The sequence below is a fragment of the Enterobacter sp. EC_50 genome (assembly GCF_019584525.1).
Classification (GTDB): Bacteria; Pseudomonadota; Gammaproteobacteria; order Enterobacterales; family Enterobacteriaceae; genus Enterobacter; species Enterobacter roggenkampii.
On record NZ_VDAF01000016.1, the window covers coordinates 107,790 to 125,429 of the forward strand.

Annotated in this window: 17 protein-coding genes; 4 read left to right on the forward strand and 13 right to left on the reverse strand. The window is 59.0% G+C overall.

Annotated elements, in window-relative coordinates:
- Positions 1-138: 138 nt before the first annotated feature.
- The gene (gene fdhF, locus FHC48_RS14810) at positions 139-2,286 is read right to left on the reverse strand and encodes a formate dehydrogenase subunit alpha (protein ID WP_084833577.1); all 2,148 of its coding nucleotides are present in this window, start codon (positions 2,284-2,286) and stop codon (positions 139-141) included.
- A gap of 256 nt (positions 2,287-2,542) precedes the next feature.
- Here fdhF and FHC48_RS14815 point away from each other — a divergent pair, with 256 nt between their 5' ends.
- Positions 2,543-3,274: a response regulator gene (locus tag FHC48_RS14815; RefSeq protein WP_021242940.1), complete on the forward strand. Its 732-nt coding sequence runs from the start codon at positions 2,543-2,545 to the stop codon at positions 3,272-3,274.
- Positions 3,275-3,277: 3 nt separating this feature from the next.
- On the opposite strand, the gene lpxO is transcribed toward FHC48_RS14815, so the two are convergent.
- The 7 genes from lpxO to FHC48_RS14850 all read right to left on the reverse strand — a co-directional run bounded on the left by lpxO (position 3,278) and on the right by FHC48_RS14850 (position 10,425).
- Positions 3,278-4,186: a lipid A hydroxylase LpxO gene (gene lpxO, locus FHC48_RS14820; protein ID WP_045407268.1), complete on the reverse strand. Its 909-nt coding sequence runs from the start codon at positions 4,184-4,186 to the stop codon at positions 3,278-3,280.
- Positions 4,187-4,329: 143 nt separating this feature from the next.
- A complete protein-coding gene (locus FHC48_RS14825) occupies positions 4,330-5,334 on the reverse strand; it encodes a carbohydrate kinase family protein (RefSeq protein WP_059364426.1) in 1,005 nt (334 codons plus the stop codon).
- Positions 5,334-6,194 carry a ketose 1,6-bisphosphate aldolase gene (locus FHC48_RS14830; RefSeq protein ID WP_220420539.1) on the reverse strand — a complete coding sequence of 287 codons (861 nt, stop codon included), beginning with the start codon at positions 6,192-6,194 and terminating at the stop codon, positions 5,334-5,336. The genes FHC48_RS14825 and FHC48_RS14830 overlap by 1 nt, the downstream gene beginning before the upstream one ends.
- A gap of 10 nt (positions 6,195-6,204) precedes the next feature.
- Entirely contained in the window at positions 6,205-6,891 is a 687-nt protein-coding gene (locus FHC48_RS14835; RefSeq protein WP_008500044.1) for a D-lyxose/D-mannose family sugar isomerase, read from the reverse strand.
- 49 nt (positions 6,892-6,940) lie between these two features.
- Positions 6,941-7,882: an ABC transporter substrate-binding protein gene (locus FHC48_RS14840; RefSeq protein ID WP_021242935.1), complete on the reverse strand. Its 942-nt coding sequence runs from the start codon at positions 7,880-7,882 to the stop codon at positions 6,941-6,943.
- Positions 7,883-7,912: 30 nt separating this feature from the next.
- Positions 7,913-8,908: an ABC transporter permease subunit gene (locus FHC48_RS14845; RefSeq protein WP_008500046.1), complete on the reverse strand. Its 996-nt coding sequence runs from the start codon at positions 8,906-8,908 to the stop codon at positions 7,913-7,915.
- Positions 8,905-10,425, reverse strand: coding sequence for a sugar ABC transporter ATP-binding protein (locus FHC48_RS14850; RefSeq protein WP_032655350.1), 1,521 nt, complete (start codon positions 10,423-10,425; stop codon positions 8,905-8,907). The genes FHC48_RS14845 and FHC48_RS14850 overlap by 4 nt, the downstream gene beginning before the upstream one ends.
- 125 nt (positions 10,426-10,550) lie before the next feature.
- Between FHC48_RS14850 and FHC48_RS14855 the strand changes: the two genes are divergently transcribed.
- The 3 genes from FHC48_RS14855 (at position 10,551) to yjdP (ending at position 13,974) form a co-directional block, all read left to right on the forward strand.
- The gene (locus FHC48_RS14855) at positions 10,551-12,827 is read left to right on the forward strand and encodes an ATP-binding protein (RefSeq protein ID WP_059364423.1); all 2,277 of its coding nucleotides are present in this window, start codon (positions 10,551-10,553) and stop codon (positions 12,825-12,827) included.
- A gap of 121 nt (positions 12,828-12,948) precedes the next feature.
- The gene (locus FHC48_RS14860; protein ID WP_008500049.1) at positions 12,949-13,575 is read left to right on the forward strand and encodes a GNAT family N-acetyltransferase; all 627 of its coding nucleotides are present in this window, start codon (positions 12,949-12,951) and stop codon (positions 13,573-13,575) included.
- Positions 13,576-13,650: 75 nt separating this feature from the next.
- The gene (gene yjdP, locus FHC48_RS14865; protein ID WP_021242926.1) at positions 13,651-13,974 is read left to right on the forward strand and encodes a DDRRRQL repeat protein YjdP; all 324 of its coding nucleotides are present in this window, start codon (positions 13,651-13,653) and stop codon (positions 13,972-13,974) included.
- A gap of 81 nt (positions 13,975-14,055) precedes the next feature.
- Here yjdP and phnP read toward each other — a convergent pair whose 3' ends face one another.
- Genes phnP through phnL form a run of 5 tightly spaced genes read right to left on the reverse strand, consistent with a single transcriptional unit; the run spans position 14,056 to position 17,612 of the window.
- Positions 14,056-14,814 carry a phosphonate metabolism protein PhnP gene (phnP, locus tag FHC48_RS14870; RefSeq protein WP_059364421.1) on the reverse strand — a complete coding sequence of 253 codons (759 nt, stop codon included), beginning with the start codon at positions 14,812-14,814 and terminating at the stop codon, positions 14,056-14,058.
- 9 nt (positions 14,815-14,823) lie between these two features.
- Positions 14,824-15,258 (reverse strand): aminoalkylphosphonate N-acetyltransferase, encoded by a 435-nt coding sequence (gene phnO / locus FHC48_RS14875; protein WP_045371472.1) that lies wholly within the window; start codon positions 15,256-15,258, stop codon positions 14,824-14,826.
- Positions 15,251-15,802 (reverse strand): ribose 1,5-bisphosphokinase, encoded by a 552-nt coding sequence (gene phnN / locus FHC48_RS14880; protein WP_085930286.1) that lies wholly within the window; start codon positions 15,800-15,802, stop codon positions 15,251-15,253. The genes phnO and phnN overlap by 8 nt, the downstream gene beginning before the upstream one ends.
- Positions 15,799-16,935, reverse strand: a complete 1,137-nt coding sequence (gene phnM / locus FHC48_RS14885) for an alpha-D-ribose 1-methylphosphonate 5-triphosphate diphosphatase (protein ID WP_059364420.1) — start codon at positions 16,933-16,935, stop codon at positions 15,799-15,801. Before phnM ends, phnN begins: the two co-directional genes overlap by 4 nt.
- Positions 16,932-17,612: a phosphonate C-P lyase system protein PhnL gene (gene phnL / locus FHC48_RS14890; protein ID WP_059364419.1), complete on the reverse strand. Its 681-nt coding sequence runs from the start codon at positions 17,610-17,612 to the stop codon at positions 16,932-16,934. Before phnL ends, phnM begins: the two co-directional genes overlap by 4 nt.
- Positions 17,613-17,640 lie beyond the last annotated feature (28 nt).

Genomic DNA, 17,640 nt, shown 5'->3' on the forward strand with positions numbered 1-17,640 from the left:
TGTAATTCCTTTTCGCGAAAATTACATTATTTCTGCGAGCCGCTTTCCAGAATGATAATTTCTATTTCTTATGAATTAAACGGAAATAAAAAGGGAGTGAATATATCACTCCCTTTATTCAACGATAAATTAACGGCTTCAACCCATTGCGCTTTCGCGCAGTCGGGCTTTTAGCTTGTTATATTCGTCGATCACGTACTGTTCCGCCGCGTGCTGATCCGCAATCGGCTCAACGTTAACGGCGCAGTATTTATACTCCGGCGTTTTGGTTATCGGGCTTAAGTTCTCTGTTACCAGCTCGTTGCAGGCACCAATCCACCACTGGTAGGTCATATAGACCGCCCCTTTGTTTGGACGATCGCTGACCTGCGCACGGGTGATAATCCGCCCTTTGCGCGAGTTCACCCACACCAGCGCTTCATCCTCAATACCGAGCCGTTCCGCATCGGCGGTGTTGATTTGCGCGTAGCCGGGCTCGTCCGCCAGCGCGGCCAGCGCGGCGCAGTTGCCGGTCATTGAACGACAGGAGTAGTGGCCCACTTCGCGTACGGTGGAGAGCACCATCGGATACTCATCGGTGAGTTTATCGATCGGCGCGACCCAGTCGCAGGTGAAGAACTGCGCCAGCCCATTCGGGGTGTCGAATTTCTCCTTAAAGAGATAGGACGTCCCCTGATCGGCCTTTGACTCATCCCGACACGGCCACTGGATGTATCCCAGCTCGCCCATTTTTTCATAGGTGGCGCCGTAGAAGTCCGGACACAGGCTGCGCAACTCATCCCAGATCTCCTGGGTGTTGTTGTAGTGCATCGGGTAGCCCATGCGGGTGGCGATTTCACTGATGATCTGCCAGTCCGTTTTCAGATCCCACTTCGGCTCGACCGCCTTGAAGAAGCGCTGGAAGCCGCGGTCGGCCGCCGTGTAGACGCCTTCATGCTCGCCCCAGGAGGTCGACGGTAAAATGACATCCGCCGCCGCCGCGGTTTTGGTCATGAAGATATCCTGGACAATCACCAGCTCCAGATCCTCAAACCCTTTACGCACTGCAGAAAGCTCGGCGTCGGTCTGAAGCGGATCTTCACCCATGATATAGGCCGCACGCACTTCGCCATGCGCCGCGCGGTGCGGCAGCTCGCTGATGCGATACCCGGTGTGTTCCGGCAGGCTTTCCACGCCCCACGCCTTCGCGAACTTGGCGCGGTTTTCCGGGAACTTCACGTACTGGTAGCCCGGATACGTGTCCGGCAGCGCGCCCATATCGCAGGCGCCCTGCACGTTATTCTGACCACGCACCGGGTTCACGCCAACGTGCGCTTTACCCAGATTACCGGTCAGCATCGCAAGGCTGGTGAGCGAGCGCACGGTTTCCACGCCCTGGTAGAACTGGGTCACGCCCATACCCCAGAGAATGGCGGCGGTTTTTGCCCCGGCATACATTCTGGCCGCCTGACGAATCTCCTGCGCGCTGACGCCGGTTATCGCTTCGACGGATTCAGGCGTATAGCCCTCGACTATTTTCTTATACTCTTCAAAGCCTTCTGTACGGGTCGCGACAAACGCCTGGTCGTACAGGTTCTCCTCAATAATGACGTGCCCCATTGCGTTCAACAGCGCGATGTTTGAGCCGTTTTTCAATGCAATGTGCATATCCGCAATGCGCGCGGTTTCAATTTTGCGCGGATCGCAGACGATGATTTTCGCCCCATTCTGTTTAGCGCGAATAACGTGGTTCGCGACGATAGGGTGAGAATCCGCCGGGTTATAACCAAAGATGAAGACGAGATCGGTATTATCTATCTCGTTGATGGCATTACTCATTGCGCCGTTACCGACCGACTGGTGCAGACCTGCAACCGATGGGCCGTGTCAGACGCGAGCGCAGCAGTCGACGTTATTGGTACCAATAACGGCGCGCGCGAATTTTTGCATCACATAGTTGGTTTCATTTCCCGTCCCGCGGGAAGAGCCGGTGGTCTGGATGGCATCCGGGCCATACTTGGCCTTAATGGCACTCAGGCGCGTGGCGACATAATCCAGCGCCTCGTTCCAGGAGACGGCTTCCAGCTTGCCGCCGCGCTCGCGGCGGATCATAGGGGTTTTCAGGCGCGGGGTAAGGATTTGGGTATCGTTAATAAAATCCCAGCCGTAGTACCCTTTCAGGCACAGCGTGCCCTGGTTGGTTTTCCCCTGCGCGGCCTCCGCCCGGACGATTTTGCCGTTATCGACCACCAGGTGGATCTTGCAACCTGAGGCACAATAAGGGCAAACCGTGACGACTTTTTTCATCAGTCTGCTCCAGTTAATCGAATCGTTCGCACCCACTATGCAGCTTCTATGCCATGTTTTTTGTATGGGTATCCCCTGACTTTACGGCCCATCCGGGGTGAAAACCCTGACAAAAAGCAGTCAATCGTCAAAATTGACGTGTCGACAGGGCGGCGGATGTGACATGGGTTGAATTTCCGTCACTGAAAAAACCTTTTGACTGGAGCCGACGGCAGAATAGTTCAGACTTAACATAATCCCCTGACGGAAGCATACGATGAAACCGGCGATTCTGGTGGTTGATGACGATACGGCAGTCTGCGAACTGCTTCAGGACGTGCTGAGCGAGCACGTCTTTAGCGTGCTTGTCTGCCATAACGGCCAGGATGCGCTGCGCCAGGTGCAGCAGGAGCCGAATATCGCGCTTGTGCTGCTGGATATGATGCTGCCGGATATCAACGGCCTGCAGGTTCTGCTGCAGCTGCAAAAGCAGCGTCCGGCGCTACCGGTTGTGATGTTAACCGGCCTGGGCAGTGAGTCAGACGTGGTGGTGGGGCTGGAGATGGGGGCCGACGATTATATTGGCAAACCGTTCAACCCGCGCGTGGTGGTCGCCCGGGTGAAAGCGGTGTTGCGCCGAACGGGCGCGCTGGCGGCAGAAGCCCCCGCAGCGCCCGTCGCGGGCATTGCGTTTAACGGATGGACGCTTGATACCACCCGCTGTGAGCTGATTGATCCGCAGCGTAATACCGTGCCCTTAACCCAGGGCGAGTACGGCCTGCTGCTGGCGCTCACGCAAAATGCCCGCCGGGTGCTGAGCCGTGACAGGCTGCTTGAGCTGACCCACAGCGAAAGCGCCGACGTGTTCGACCGCACGATTGACGTGCTGATCATGCGCCTGCGCCGGAAAATAGAGGCTAACCCGCATCAGCCTGCGCTCATCAAAACCATCCGCGGGTTGGGTTACGTGTTTGCCACTGACGTGAGCCGGCCCGAACAGGCGGCATAAGGCTTACGTTATCGCCGGAACAATGATGGCGGCAAAGATTGCAGCGATGCAAAGATACTTGAGGGCGTAATAGGCCTTACGGTTCCTTTTTTTCAGACGCTGCCCCCGCTCGCGACCTGCATGAACGTATTTAAAAATGCGGTTAATGCCGCCGGTGCTGTCATTCTCGTCATTCGGTGACCTGGCCGCAGACATCAGCGTGGTTCCCACCCAATGGTTAACCGCCTGCGCCCAGCGCCATTTCATCGGACGCTCGATATCGCAGAAGAGAATAATGCGCGTTTGATCCGTTTTATTTTCTGCCCAGTGGACGTAGGTCTCATCAAAAATAACGGCTTCACCATCCCGCCAGCTGTGGCGTTGCCCGTCGACTTCAATAAAGCAGCGATCGTCATTCGGGGTGAATAAGCCCAGATGGTAACGAACCGAGCCCGCATACGGATCCCGGTGCTTGCCAAGCTTTGCACCCGCCGGCAGCTCGGCAAACATGGCCGCCTTCACCGAAGGGATTTCACTCACCAGCCGGGTCGTCACCGGGCATAAAGACTGCGCGGAGGGATGGGCATCGGCATACCACTTCAGATAAAAACGTTTCCAGCCGCGTTTAAAAAAGGTGTTAAAGCCGGCGTCGTTATTATTTTCCGCTGCCTTAATATGATGCTGCAAACGCAGCGCCTCTTCGCGAATAACCAGCCAGTTTTCCGTCAGCTTATTTAATTCCGGGAAGCGCTCTGTTTCAAAGAAAGGCTGCCTGGCGGGCAGGGAAGAAAACGCCGTCATAAACATATTGATGGGCGCCATAAACGTCGAATGGTCGAAGAGCTGACGGGAAAGCGTCTGTTTTTCTTTGCCGCGGGAATGCGCATAAATAACGCTGATAATGAAAATACCGATGATGATGGCTGCGAACATTTTTCCCTTGTCCTCTTTCTATCTCATTTCGGAAAAGCGTGCGGACAGAGTGCTGCCCACGCCGAATATGCCAGATGGAGAGAGTGTAGTTCGGGAATATAAAATTCATAGAACTGTAATGAAAAATCGCAATTATTGTTAAATTAAATGCTCTCGCGAATAAACGCCTGCAGCTCGGCCAGCGTTTTTGCGCCGTCAATCGCATTGGCGGCCAGCAGGCTTGCCCGCGCGCAGGCGTGCGCCAGATAAATACTCTCTGTTAGCGGGAGCGATTCATGGCAGCCGTATAAAAAGCCCGCGCAAAAGGCATCGCCCGCGCCGACGCTGCCGATAATCTCTTCCTGCTCCAGCATCCATGACGGGATCCAGCGACCCGCTTCACCGCGAGCTTCTCCCCATGCGCCTTCCGGACAGTGGATCACCACCCGCTGGCGTACGCCGGCCGCCAGCAGCTGCGCCGCGGCGTCCGCGATATGGGCAATGTGCGGGGCGTCGTTTTCGTCACGCATTGTCAGGCCGCTAAACTCACCGGCCTCCAGCTCGTTAATCACCAGATAGTCGAGATGGCGAAGGGCAGGGAGCACCAGCGGCTGATAGCGCGGGTCGCCCTTACGGGAAACCAGATCGAGCGAGGTTTCATACCCCTGGTCACGCATCTGCGCCAGCAGCCGCGCGCTGCGGGTGCCAAATTCGTCATCGGGCATATCCAGGCTGTCGAGCAGCAGGAGATAGCCGAGATGGAAGATCTTCATCGATCCGTCTAAGCGATCGAAGGCGGGAAGATCCAGCAGGCGGTTGGCCCCCAGCGAGTGGAAAAAGGTGCGCTGTCCGCTGGGGTAGGTCATCACCTGCGACATGGAGGTTGGCGCAAAGGTGGTGCGCTGTACGCGCTGGCGGTTGACGTGGTACTGGTCGAGCATCGCCAGAATGTAGTCCCCGTCGCCGTCTTCGCCAATCAGCCCCACCGCCTGCAGCGGCAGGCCAACGTGCATTTTTGCCAGCGTCAGCAGGACGTTGAGCGGCGCGCCGCCGGTTGAGCGTTCGCTGTGGGTGATTTCCGCCAGCCAGCCGCGCTCCGGCCACTGCACGATCTGGTGGACGTGGTCCACCAGCATATTGCCTGCGGCGATGATGCCTTTGCGTTCCATTATGCCTGCCCCGCGCTGCCGAAGATGCGCATCTGTTCGGTGACCGTATCGGTAATCGCTTCTTCAATGCCGAGCAGCAGTTCGGCAAACTCGTCGTACAGCGGCTGGCGGTTCGCCATGCGCTGCTCCACGGCGGCGAGCGCGGCCTGCGACATGCCGGTATAGAAATTGATTTTATGAATGCCCAGCTCGATGGCGCGGCGGAAGTCGGCATCGCTAATCCCGGAGCCGCCGTGTAAAACCAGCGGCAGCCCCGTCTGCTGACGAATGGCGTCCAGACGCGGGAAATCGAGCTTCGGCTCGCCTTTATACTTGCCGTGTGCGTTGCCGATGGCGACGGCCAGCGCGTCGATGCCGGTTGAATCAACAAATTCGCGCGCCAGCTGCGGATCGGTGAAGAAGGCTTCATCCGCATGTCCGTAAAGCGCGCCCCCTTCATCCCCCCCGACCGCGCCCAGCTCTGCCTCCACGGAGATGCCCACCGCATGGCACATCTTCACCACTTCTCGCGTCTGGCGAACATTTTCCTCATAGCTCAGCGTAGAGCCATCGAACATCACGGAGCTGAACCCTAAGCGCAGGGCGCGCACGACGGCGTCATAATGCAGGCCGTGGTCGAGGTTGAGCACCACGGGAATAGCGTGGCGAGCGGCCTCGAACTTCACCGCTTCGACAAGGGAATCCAGCGACACGTACTTAAAATGCACTTCCGCGATGTTGATGATAAACGGCGAGCGTTCCTGCTTTGCGGCGGCGAACAGCGCGCGCAGGAAGTGGGAGTCGAGCACGTTAAACGCGCCCAGCGCATAGCGGTGTTGTCTGGCGTGCGCAAGACCGTCGGCAAGAGAAATCAATGGCATCATTCACCCCTTATATCCGAAACAGATTGTACTCGTTGCACAGCACCAGCAGCGCAGGTTCGTCTTCTTCGATGTTGTTATAGCGGGCAACCGGCTGCAAAAAGTGGTTGTCGTGCTCGTCGTCATTCACCGACGACACTTCGCCCACCAGCACGTCGCCGAAGCCGCGTTCGCCCCAGAAACTGTGGTAAAGAGTGGGCGTCAGGCAGATGCTTTCCCCTGGCGTGAGGCGCAGCTGGCTGCCGGGGGCGTGGGTCTGGCGGCAGCCGTCGACGGTGACGGTCACGTCGGTGTTTTCCGTCTCTTCATGCGCTCCGGCATTCCATAACTCAATGATCAGATTCCCGCCGCCCCGGTTGATGATGTCTTCGCGCTTGCGCCAGTGAAAATGCATCGGCGTCACCTGGCCGTCGCGCACGTGCATGATTTTTTCGGCATAGCCTTTTTCATACGGTACGCCGTTGGGCGAGCCGTTGCGCAGGGTAAACAGCGTCAGACCCTCAGCGGCAAAGTTGTTGCCGCCGAACGCCGTCACGTCCCAGCCGAGCTTGAGGTCGAACACTTCCTGCCATGCGGCCTGGTCAAGCTGCTGCCATTTCGTTGGCGGAAAGCTGGCAAAAGGCGGGAGATGAACGTCGTGCATGGAGAAAAACTGCCGCGTGTGGCCGAGGATTTCATTAATGTCGGAGCGTTTCATGGGGACTCCTTGAAAACAGTTCCCTCTCCCTGCGGGAGAGGGAAAAGGATCATTTAACCGTCCAACCCTTATAGGTACCGACGTTCTTTTTATCGATCATCGTCACCGGGATCAGCACGGGCGCTTTCGGCGCGGGTTTGCCCTGGAGAATGTCATAGCCGATCTCCACCGCCTTTGCCGCCATGACCTGCGGATCCTGCGCCGGGGTTGCCACAAACAGCGAGTTTTCACGCTTCAGCGCTTCCTCACCGTCCGGCGATCCATCCACGCCAACGATAAAGAACTCATTGCGCTGAGCCTGTTTCGCGGCCAGATCGGCGCCGATCGCGGTCGGATCGTTAATCGCAAACACGCCGTCGATCTTCGGATTGGCCGCCAGCAGGGAGGTCATGACTTCCAGACCGCCTTCACGACTGCCCTTGGCGTTCTGGTTATCCGAGAGCACCTTGATATCCGGATGTTTTTTGAATTCCGTCTGGCACCCTTCTACGCGGTTTTGTACCGCAGAGACCGGCGGTCCGTTGATGATCACCACGTTGCCTTTCCCTTTCAGGCGGTCGGTAATGTACTTACAGGCCATCTCACCCGCCTGGGTGTTATCGGAGGTGATGGTGGCATCAGCCCCTTCCGCCGCCACGTCAACCGCCACGACCACGATCCCGGCGTCCTTCGCGCGCTTCACCGCCGGGCCGATCCCTTTGGAATCCGCGGCGTTGAGGATGATCATGTCCACTTTCGCGGCAATGAAGTTGTCGATCTGCGCCACCTGCTGGCCCAGGTCGTAACCGCTGGAGACCAGCGTCACCTTGACGTTATCGCCCGCCAGCTTGCGCGCTTCCAGCTCGGCACCTTTGGTGATCTGCACGAAGAACGGGTTAGCCAGGTCGCCCACCGTCACGCCGATGGACTTCAGATCTTTCGCCTGCGCAAACGGCGTTGCGGCAAGCAGCGCGCCAGCACAGAGCGCGGTCACTAAGGGTTTCAAACGCATCTTATCTTCCTCGCTTGTAGGGTATTGTTGTTATGCACTTTGATGGTGTCGGGTACGGTATTTGTCGATCAGCACCGCTATGATGATCACCGCCCCTTTGATCACCAGCTGCCAGAAGTAGGAGACGCCCATCAGCGTCATGCCGTTGTTGAGGGTGGCGATGATCAAGGCACCGACCAGCGTGCCGGTGATCGTGCCGATCCCGCCGACGAAGCTGGTGCCGCCGAGGATCACCGCCGCAATCGCATCCAGCTCGTAGCCCGTGCCGAGATTGCCGTTGGCACTGTACAGGCGTGAGGCACTCATGACGCCGCCGAGGCCGGAGAGCAGGCCGCTCATGCCGTAGACAAACAGCAGCACCAGCCAGACCTTAATGCCCGTTAAGCGCGCCGCCTGCATGTTGCCGCCCACGGCGTAGATGTGAACGCCGAGGGTGGTGCGGCGCAGGATGAACCAGCACACCACAATGACCGCCAGGGCGATCGCCACCAGCCAGGGGATCGGGCCGAGGTAGTTATTGCCGATCCACTCGAAGTTGATGTTGGAGTTAATGACCGTCGTGCCGTCGGCCAGCAGATAGGCCGCGCCGCGCAGTGCCGTATAGGTGCCGAGCGTCACGATGAAGGGCGGCAGTCCGGCGAAGGCCACCAGCGCGCCGTTGAACAGGCCCAGCACCATGCCGAGCATCAGCGCGGCCGGAATGGACAGCCCGGCGAATTCGGGAATGAGCGACACCACCATCGCCGCCACCGCCGTGGTGCCGAGAATCGACCCCACCGAGAGGTCAATCCCGCCGGTGAGGATAATAAAGGTCATTCCCGCCGCCAGCACGATGTTGATCGACGCCTGACGGGTGATGTTGAGCAGGTTACTCTCGGTAAAGAAGTTCGGGGCAATAAAGCCAAATACCGCCACAATCAGGATCAGAATCGGCAAAATGCCGACCGTTTGCATCAGATCGCTCATCAGCATTTTTTTGGCGGAGGCGGATTTCGCCACCTGCTGCGGATGGGTTGGAGTTGTCATGATTGCACCGCCTGATGATGAGTGTCGTTCACGCCGGTTGCCAGCGTCATAATGTTTTCCTGAGAGATGTCGCGCCCGTGCAGTTCACCCGCGATGCTGCCTTCCCGCATCACGTACACCCGGTCGCTCATGCCCACCACTTCCGGCAGCTCGCTGGAGATCATCAGGATCGCCACGCCTTTGCGCGCCATCTGGTTCATGATGCGGTAGATCTCGCTTTTTGCGCCGACGTCCACGCCGCGCGTGGGTTCGTCCAGAATCAGAATGCGCGGGCCGATGGCGACCCAGCGGGAGATGAGCAGTTTTTGCTGGTTGCCGCCGGAAAGACCGCCTGCGCGCACCTGCGAATGGGGCACGCGGATATTGAGCAGGGCAATGGCGTCATCGGAAATGGACTGGGCTTTTTTGCGGTTCAGCCAGCCGAAGGTGGCGTCGCGCTCCAGCGTCGCCATAGTGATGTTCTCCTGCGCCGCCAGCTCCAGAAACAGCCCCTGCTCCTTGCGGTTCTCGGTGAGAAAACCGATGCCGTTTTCGATGGCCGCGCGCGGGGAGTGGATCACTACCGGCTCGCCGTCGACCTCAATCATGCCGCCCGTGGCTTTACGCACGCCGAAGATAAGCTGTGCCAGCTCGGAACGTCCGGCCCCGACCAGTCCCGCCAGCCCGACGATTTCGCCGGAACGCACCTGCAGGCTGCACGGCTGTACTTTTTTACCGTCGGTGAGGTGGTGGACGTTGAGACGCGGGCTGCCGAGGGGAATATCACGCTCCTTGTTGAACAGGTCGCTTAGCGGGCGGCCCACCATCATCTTCACCAGTTCCGACGCGTTCAGCTTGTCGCGCGTCAGGCTCCCGACGTACTGCCCGTCGCGCAGAACGCTGACGCGGTCAGAGAGTTCATAGACCTCCGCCATGCGGTGGCTGATATAGATGATCGCCATCCCTTCATCGCGCAGGCGCAAAATCAGTTCAAACAGGCGATGGGTTTCGCGGGAGGAGAGGGCGGCGGTGGGTTCATCCATCACCAGAATGCGGCTGTTGCGGTGCAGCGCGCGAGCAATTTCCACCTGCTGCTGTTCGGCGATGGTGAGCTTCATCACCAGATCGGTGGCGCTAAACTGCGCGCCGAGGCGGTCAATCACCGCCTGCGCCTGGGCGGCCATCTCCTTGCGCTGGACCAGCCCGCCGCGCGACAGCTCGCTGCCGAGGAAGATATTTTCGGCTACGGTCAGATTGGGCGCGAGCTGCATCTCCTGGTAAATCAGCGTGATGCCTGCGGCCAGCGCATCCTTCGGCCCTTTAATGTGAAACGGCTGGCCGTCGATCAGGATCTCGCCGCCGGTGGCGGTATAGGCGCCCGCAAGGATTTTCATCAGCGTGCTTTTGCCTGCGCCGTTTTCACCCATCAGCGCGTGGATCTCACCGGCAAAGACCGTCAAATCCACACCCTTGAGCGCGTGGAAGTTGCCAAACGTTTTGGCAATGCTGCGCATCTCTAATACCGGGGTTCTGCTCATGGCGGATCTCCTGTGAATGCCGATTTCTGCACTTCATCACAGGTGCGTAAATGCAAAATGTCAGAAGCTGTTCATATTTGTCATAGTTATGAATAGCGAATGTGGATCACAGTTACGGAGTCAACATGCCTTCACGCCCCCCGTTCTTCACCAGCGCCCGCGGTCGCCTGCTGATATTTAACCTGCTGGTGGTGGCGGTAACGCTGATGGTCAGCGGCGTGGCGGTGCTCGGCTTTCGTCATGCCAGCCAGATCCAGGAGCAGGTGCAGCAGCAAACGCTGGATGATATGACTGGCAGCATGAACCTCGCGCGTGATACCGCGAATGTGGCGACGGCGGCGGTGCGGCTGTCGCAGGTGGTCGGTGCGCTGGAGTACAAAGGTGAAGCCGAGCGCCTGAAGCAGACGCAAATGGCCCTGCGCCACTCGCTGGAGCAGCTTGCGGAGGCGCCGCTGGCGCAGCAGGAGCCGGCCCTGGTGACGCGTATTATTCAACGAAGCAATGAGCTCCAGCAGAGCGTGACGGAGATGCTGGAGCGCGGACAGCGACGCCATCTGGAGCGTAACGCGCTGCTGAGCTCGCTGTACCAAAGCCAGAGCTACCTGCGCCATCTGCAGGACATCAACCACCGTTATGACAGTAACGTACCGGATGCGCAGCAGCTGATGGAGATGGACCGGCTAATCGCCGCCGCCATCGATACCCCTTCGCCGCGCGCAACCGTTCAGCAACTGGACGCGGTGGCCGCAACGCTGCCCCGGAGTGCCGCACAGCCGGTCGTGAAGGCAGTTTTGCCCGATTTTAATGCCGAGCTAGGTCAGCTCGCCCCGCTGTCGAAGCAGCTGGAGGAGAGCGATCTGGCGATAAGCTGGTACATGTTCCACATCAAGGCGCTGGTGGCGATCCTCAATAGCGATATTAATCAGTACGTTGAGCAGGTGGCGCAGGCCTCCCGGCTTCGCACGGCCCAGAGCCATCACGAACTGCAATCCATCAGCGTGTTTATCACCATTTTCGCCGTGCTGGCGCTGATCATCACCGGGTGTGCCTGCTGGTATATCTACCGCCATCTGGCCTCCAACCTGACGGCGATTTCCCGGGCGATGTCACGCCTTGCGCACGGCGAGCAGGATGTGTCCGTTCCCGCGCTGCAGCGGCGTGATGAGCTGGGTGAACTGGCGCGCGCGTTCAACGTTTTTGCCCGCAACACCGCCTCGCTTGAGCACACCACGCGTCTGCTGAAAGAAAAAACCACGCAGATGGAGATCGACCGCATTGAGCGTCAGGGACTGGAAGAGGCGCTCCTGCACAGCCAGAAAATGAAGGCCGTCGGACAGCTGACGGGCGGGCTGGCGCATGATTTTAATAACCTGCTGGCGGTGATCATCGGCAGCCTTGAGCTGACCGACCCCGAATCAAACGACGCGCCGCGCATTACCCGGGCGCTGAAGGCGGCCGAGCGTGGCGCCTTGCTGACCCAGCGCCTGCTGGCGTTTTCCCGCAAGCAATCCCTGACCCCGCATGCGGTAGAGATGCAGCCGCTGCTGGAGAACCTCCGGGAACTGCTGCGTCACTCCCTCCCTGCCACCCTGACCCTGGAGATCGAAGCGCAATCCCCGGCATGGCCCGCCTGGATAGACGTTAGCCAGCTGGAAAACGCCATCATAAACCTGGTGATGAACGCGCGCGATGCAATGGAAGGGCAAAGCGGGGTGATAAAAATCCGCACCTGGAATCAGCGCGTCACCCGCAGCGACGGGCGCAGGCAGGATATGGTGGCGCTGGAGGTCATTGACCGCGGCTGCGGGATGTCTCAGGAGGTGAAATCCCGCGTCTTTGAGCCGTTCTTCACCACCAAACAGACCGGGAGCGGGAGCGGGTTAGGCCTGTCGATGGTGTACGGCTTTGTCCGCCAGTCCGGCGGCCGCGTGGAGATCGAGAGCGCGCCGGGGCAGGGGACGACCGTCCGGCTTCACCTTCCGCGATCGACGCTACCTGTAGTTCCTGAAGATGAAACGCTCTCTGCCACCGCCTCCGTCGATAGCGAGCGGCTGGTACTGGTGCTGGAAGATGAAGCTGATGTCCGTCAGACCCTGTGCGAGCAGCTGCACCAGCTTGGCTACCTGACGCTCGAAGCGGAAAACGGCGAGCAGGCGCTGAGCATGCTGGCGGCGTCGCCGGATATTGGCATGTTTATCAGCGACCTGATGTTGCCGGGAAGCCTGAGCGGGGCCGAGGTGATTAGTCATGTGCGCAGCCACTATCCGCAGCTTCCGGTGCTGCTGATCAGCGGACAGGATTTACGGCCCACGCATAATCCTCAGCTGCCGGACGTTCAGCTACTGCGCAAGCCGTTTACGCGGGTGCAGCTGGCGCAGGCGCTGCGGAAAGTATGTTTTTAAATGCCCCTGTTTAGGATTTCATCAAGAGCAACGTTGACGCCGGTGATGTTAATCTGCGCAAAATTTAGCAGATTGGGATATAAAAGGAATTATGCCGGTACTCACAAAGGGGGACTCACAAATGATCGTGATGCCTACAACATACAGCCCGAGCACAATTGCCAGGTCGTTTAAACTCGTTGATGAGTTTGAGCTTTCCGGGCGAGTGCTACATGTTATTTTTGATAGCCAGACGCCAAGAGCTGCGATTATTGAAGCGGATATCGAAACCTTCGATGGGGTGCCCCGGCATCGGGTTGTTGCTGCCCTGGATTTACAACGTAAAACGCATTTGGGTGAAGATATCATTGCCGTCGAGCGCTGTTGGGAAGATGCCAATGTCATTCAGGTAGAAGGTATCTGTGTTGATCCCGCCGAGCGTGACAAGGGACTGGCAACTCGCCTGTATGAAGCCCTGGTATTACAGTGTGGCGTGACACTTGTCAGCGACTTTGAACAATATGAGGGTGGGAAGATGCTCTGGCAGAAAATTGCCCGCGAGTCTGACCAAATCGCTGTATTTGTTCTTGATACCGAGCAGGGCGCATTTTGGCCGTATGATGGTAGCAAGGTTATCTATGACGGAGGGTGTATCCCCGAAGATCGTATCTGGAGCCATTCGCCGGATCAAAAATGCTACGGCATCGTCCTGGTCGCAGAAAATAAACAGCGTGCGAATCAACTGATGGAAGTCCCAGGACACAACTGAATTTGAGATTCCTCCGCTACCCCCACACCCTGCTGTTCATTACCTTAAGGCCAGTTCACCTGCGAGTCTGGCCTTATGAAACGTTACTCTACCGCTCTGTTATTTGGTCTGCTGTCACTCACCAGCCAACTGGCGCATGCCGATATCGTTGATGATGCTATTGGCAATATTCAACAGGCAATCAACGACGCCTATAACCCCAGCAGCAGCCGCAGCAACGATGATGACGATCGTTATGACGATAACCGTCGCATGGATAGCCGTCAGTATGACGATCGCCGTCGGCAGCTTGAAGACAGACGCCGCCGTTTAGACGAGCGTCAGCGCCAGCTGGATGACGACAGACGCCGTCTGGAAGAGGATGAGCGCAGGTTGGAAGACGATTACGATCGAGGCTAAAGCCTGTGGCGCTTCGCTTACGCAGGCCTACGAAACCCTGGCGCGTAGGCCGGGTAAGGCGCAGCCGCCACCCGGCAAAACTCAGTCGAGAACCAACACCATCCCGTCATACCCCGCTTCAATGCCGGACGGCAGCGGGTTATCCATCATCCACACGTCAAACTGATGGCTGATATGCGTCAGGATCACCTGCGGACAGCCAATCACCTCGTTCAGCGCAATCACCGTATTCAAATCACAATGGTTGCGCGGCGTCTCCGGGCGCGGTTCATGGCTACAGTCGATAATCATCGCCTGCGGCTGATTGTTTAGCAGAAACGTCACCGTTTTATCCGGCAGTCCGGCGGTATCAGACAGCCACGCCACGCGGCTGTGGGCGGACTCCAGCAGATAGCCAAACGTGAGTTTTGAATGGTTGAGCGGCAGCGGCGTGACCCGCAAGCCCTGAAGTTCAAACGTTACAAACGGCTCCACCGTGTGGCTGAAATCCAGAATCCCCGGATGTTTAAACAGGTCGTCGCATCCTGCTTCGTCCGGCGGACCGTAAACCGGAATCGTCGCGCCCACGCCCCAGCGCAGGGGGAAGAGTCCCTGAACGTGATCCATATGGTAATGGGTCAGCAAAAACTGCTGAAAGCTGCCTGCAGCCCAGTCGTCCATCAGATGTGGAATACCGGCATCCAGCAGGGTCACCGCATCGTTGAATTTGACCACCGCGCTACAGGGGCGACGGCGATAGGTCTCCTGCAGGCGCGCCCGGCGGCACGCCGCGCAGTCGCAGCCAAAGACCGGCACCAGTTGCGCGCTTCCGGTTCCTGTTAACGTGATTGTCAGACTCATAACGCACCTCTACAGCGGTTTGGTGAATCGGAAATGGCTCTGCGTATATCCTTCACGGACGTAAAAACGGTGGGCGTCGGTGCGCTTCACGCTGGTGGAGAGCTCGGTCAGCTCCGCGCCGGCCTCTCGTGCCACCCCTTCCGCCCAGGCCAGCAGCTGGCTGCCCACCTTTAACCCGCGCGCCTGCGGCATCACCACCAGCTCCTGGATCTCGCCGATCCAGCGTGCGTGGTGGAGGTGAAACTGCATGTGCAGGCCGATCATGCCGATGACCTGCCCGTCCAGTTCGGCAAGCTGGTAGCGCATGTTGTGATCCTGCAGATTGGCAAGATAGCCAGCGTGAAACGCCTGGCGATCAAATTCGGCCTGCTTTAATTCGCAGATTAACGCATAGACGATTTGCGCATCGTCGGCGGTGGCGGGGCGAAGCGTGCAGTCAGGCATGCTGTTTCTCCTTCTGACGGATAAGCGATAAAAAGGTCTCGACTGACTGTAGCAAACTTCCGTCGTTATTAAGGATATGGCAGTCGGACGGGGTGTAGCGCGCCGCACGCGCAAGCCGTTGATCGATCTCACGGGCGGATTCACGACCCCGGCTCTGCAACCGGCTGCGCAGGACGTCCGGTGAAACCTGCAGGCAAACCGGCAGCAGGGCCGCCCCATAGCGGGCGCGCGCTTGCGAAAGGTGCGCCCGTGAACCGTTGACCAGCACGTCGAACCCCGCATGCAGCCACAGATCGGTCTCGATGCCGATCCCATAGTAATAGCCGTTGGCGTGCCAGCTCAGCGCCAGCAGATTTTGCCCGGCACGGGTGAAAAACTCCTGCTCGCTCAGGGCGATATGGTTTTCACTCCCCGCATTCGCCGACCGGGTAATGTACCGGTGCGCCACCAGCAGTTGCGGATGCTCCTGCTGCCGTAAGGCGGACAGCAGGCTGTCCTTACCGGAGCCGGACGGCCCCATTAACCAGATAAGTCTTCCCATCAGAACACCCTCTTTCCCTGACGCCAGACGTGGTCGATATGGACGTGCTCGCCCTTGCGGTGCGCCAGCACCAGATCCGCCCGCTTGCCTTCGGCTATCTCGCCGCGATCCTGCAGATTAAGCGCCGAGGCCGGGTTTTTCGTCACCAGGCGAATCGCCTGCGGCAGCGTAAAGCGGTTGCCCTCGTCGTCGGCCACCCGGAACGCCGCGTCGAGCAGGCTGGCGGGGTAATAGTCGGACGAGAGTATATCCAGCAGGCCAAGGGACGCGAGCCTGCTTGCCGCAACGTTGCCGGAGTGCGAGCCGCCGCGCACGATGTTCGGTGCGCCCATCAGCACGTTCATGCCGTGCTTGCGGGAGGCTTCAGCCGCCTCGAACGTGGTGGGAAATTCGGCGATCACGCTGCCAAGTTGGTGGGATTCAAGGACATGATCGTGCGTGGCATCGTCATGGCTGGCCAGCGCGATATTGCGGTCCCGGCACATCGCCGCAATTCGGACACGGTTAGGCTGCGACCACCGTGCCGCAAGCGCCAGCTGCTCTTCTTCATAACGGGCCATCTCCGCGTCGCTGAGGGAATATTTGCCCTGATAGTATTCGCGATACTTTTCAATGTTGGCGAACTGACGCTGCCCCGGCGAGTGGTCCATCAGGGAGACCAGCGACACCGGCTCGCGGCCGACCAGCTTTTCAAACAGCGGCAGGGTGGTGTGGTGCGGCAGCTCGCAGCGCAGGTGCAGGCGGTGCTCGGCGCGGTTGAGGCCGCGCTTTTGCGTCTCCTCCACGGCGTTGATCATCTTCTCCAGGTTCTCCAGACGGTCGCCGCCGTCGCGCACGTCGCCGATCGCCACCGCGTCCAGCACCGTGGTGATGCCGCTGGCGACCATCAGCGCGTCGTGGCTGCTCATCGCCGAATGGGCGGGCCAGTCCACCTTCGGGCGGGGGGTGAAGAACTTGTCCAGATTATCGGTATGCAGTTCGATCAGCCCCGGCAGCAGCCAGCCGCCGTCGCCGTCCATCGCCTCGGGCGAGCGGCTCTGGGTTTCAGCAAACGCGCGGATTGTTCCGTCCTGGATCTCAATCGAGCCGTCAACCACCTCATTGTCCAGTACCAGCTTGACGTTATTGATAATCATGCGGGAGTCCCCATTGGGTGTAGCCTGTCCGCGACGCGGGTGCGAACGTTCTCGTCGTGGAAGATCCCGACGATCGCCGCCCCGCGCGCTTTGGCCTGTTCGATCAGCTCCACCACGGCCGCGCTGTTTTTAGCGTCGAGCGAGGCGGTGGGTTCATCCAGAAGTAAAATCGGGTAGTCGACGATAAAGCCGCGGGCGATGTTGACGCGCTGCTGCTCGCCGCCGGAAAAGGTCGACGGGGCAAGGTGCCACAGGCGCTCGGGCACGTTCAGGCGCGTCAGCAGGCTGGCGGCTTTGGCGGCACAGGTTTCGCGCGGCACGCCAAGATCCAGCAGGGGCTGCATCACCACGTCCAGGGCGGAGATCCGCGGGATCACCCGCAGAAACTGGCTCACCCAGCCGATCGTCGAGCGGCGCACCTCCAGCACCTTACGCGCCGGGGCCTGCACCAGGTCGATCCATTCATCGCCGTGGCGAATATGAATATGGCCTTCGTCGGGCAGATAGTTGGCGTAGAGGGAGCGCAGCAGGGTCGATTTTCCGCTGCCGGAGTGGTCGTGCAGCACCACGCATTCGCCGCGATTAACCTCCAGCGAGGCATTTTGCAGCACCGGCAGGCGAACGCCGTTTTGCTGGTGGAGCACAAAGGTCTTACTTACGTTTTGTACGTGGATCATGTTGGCCTCGCGATTCGTTTTGCCGGGT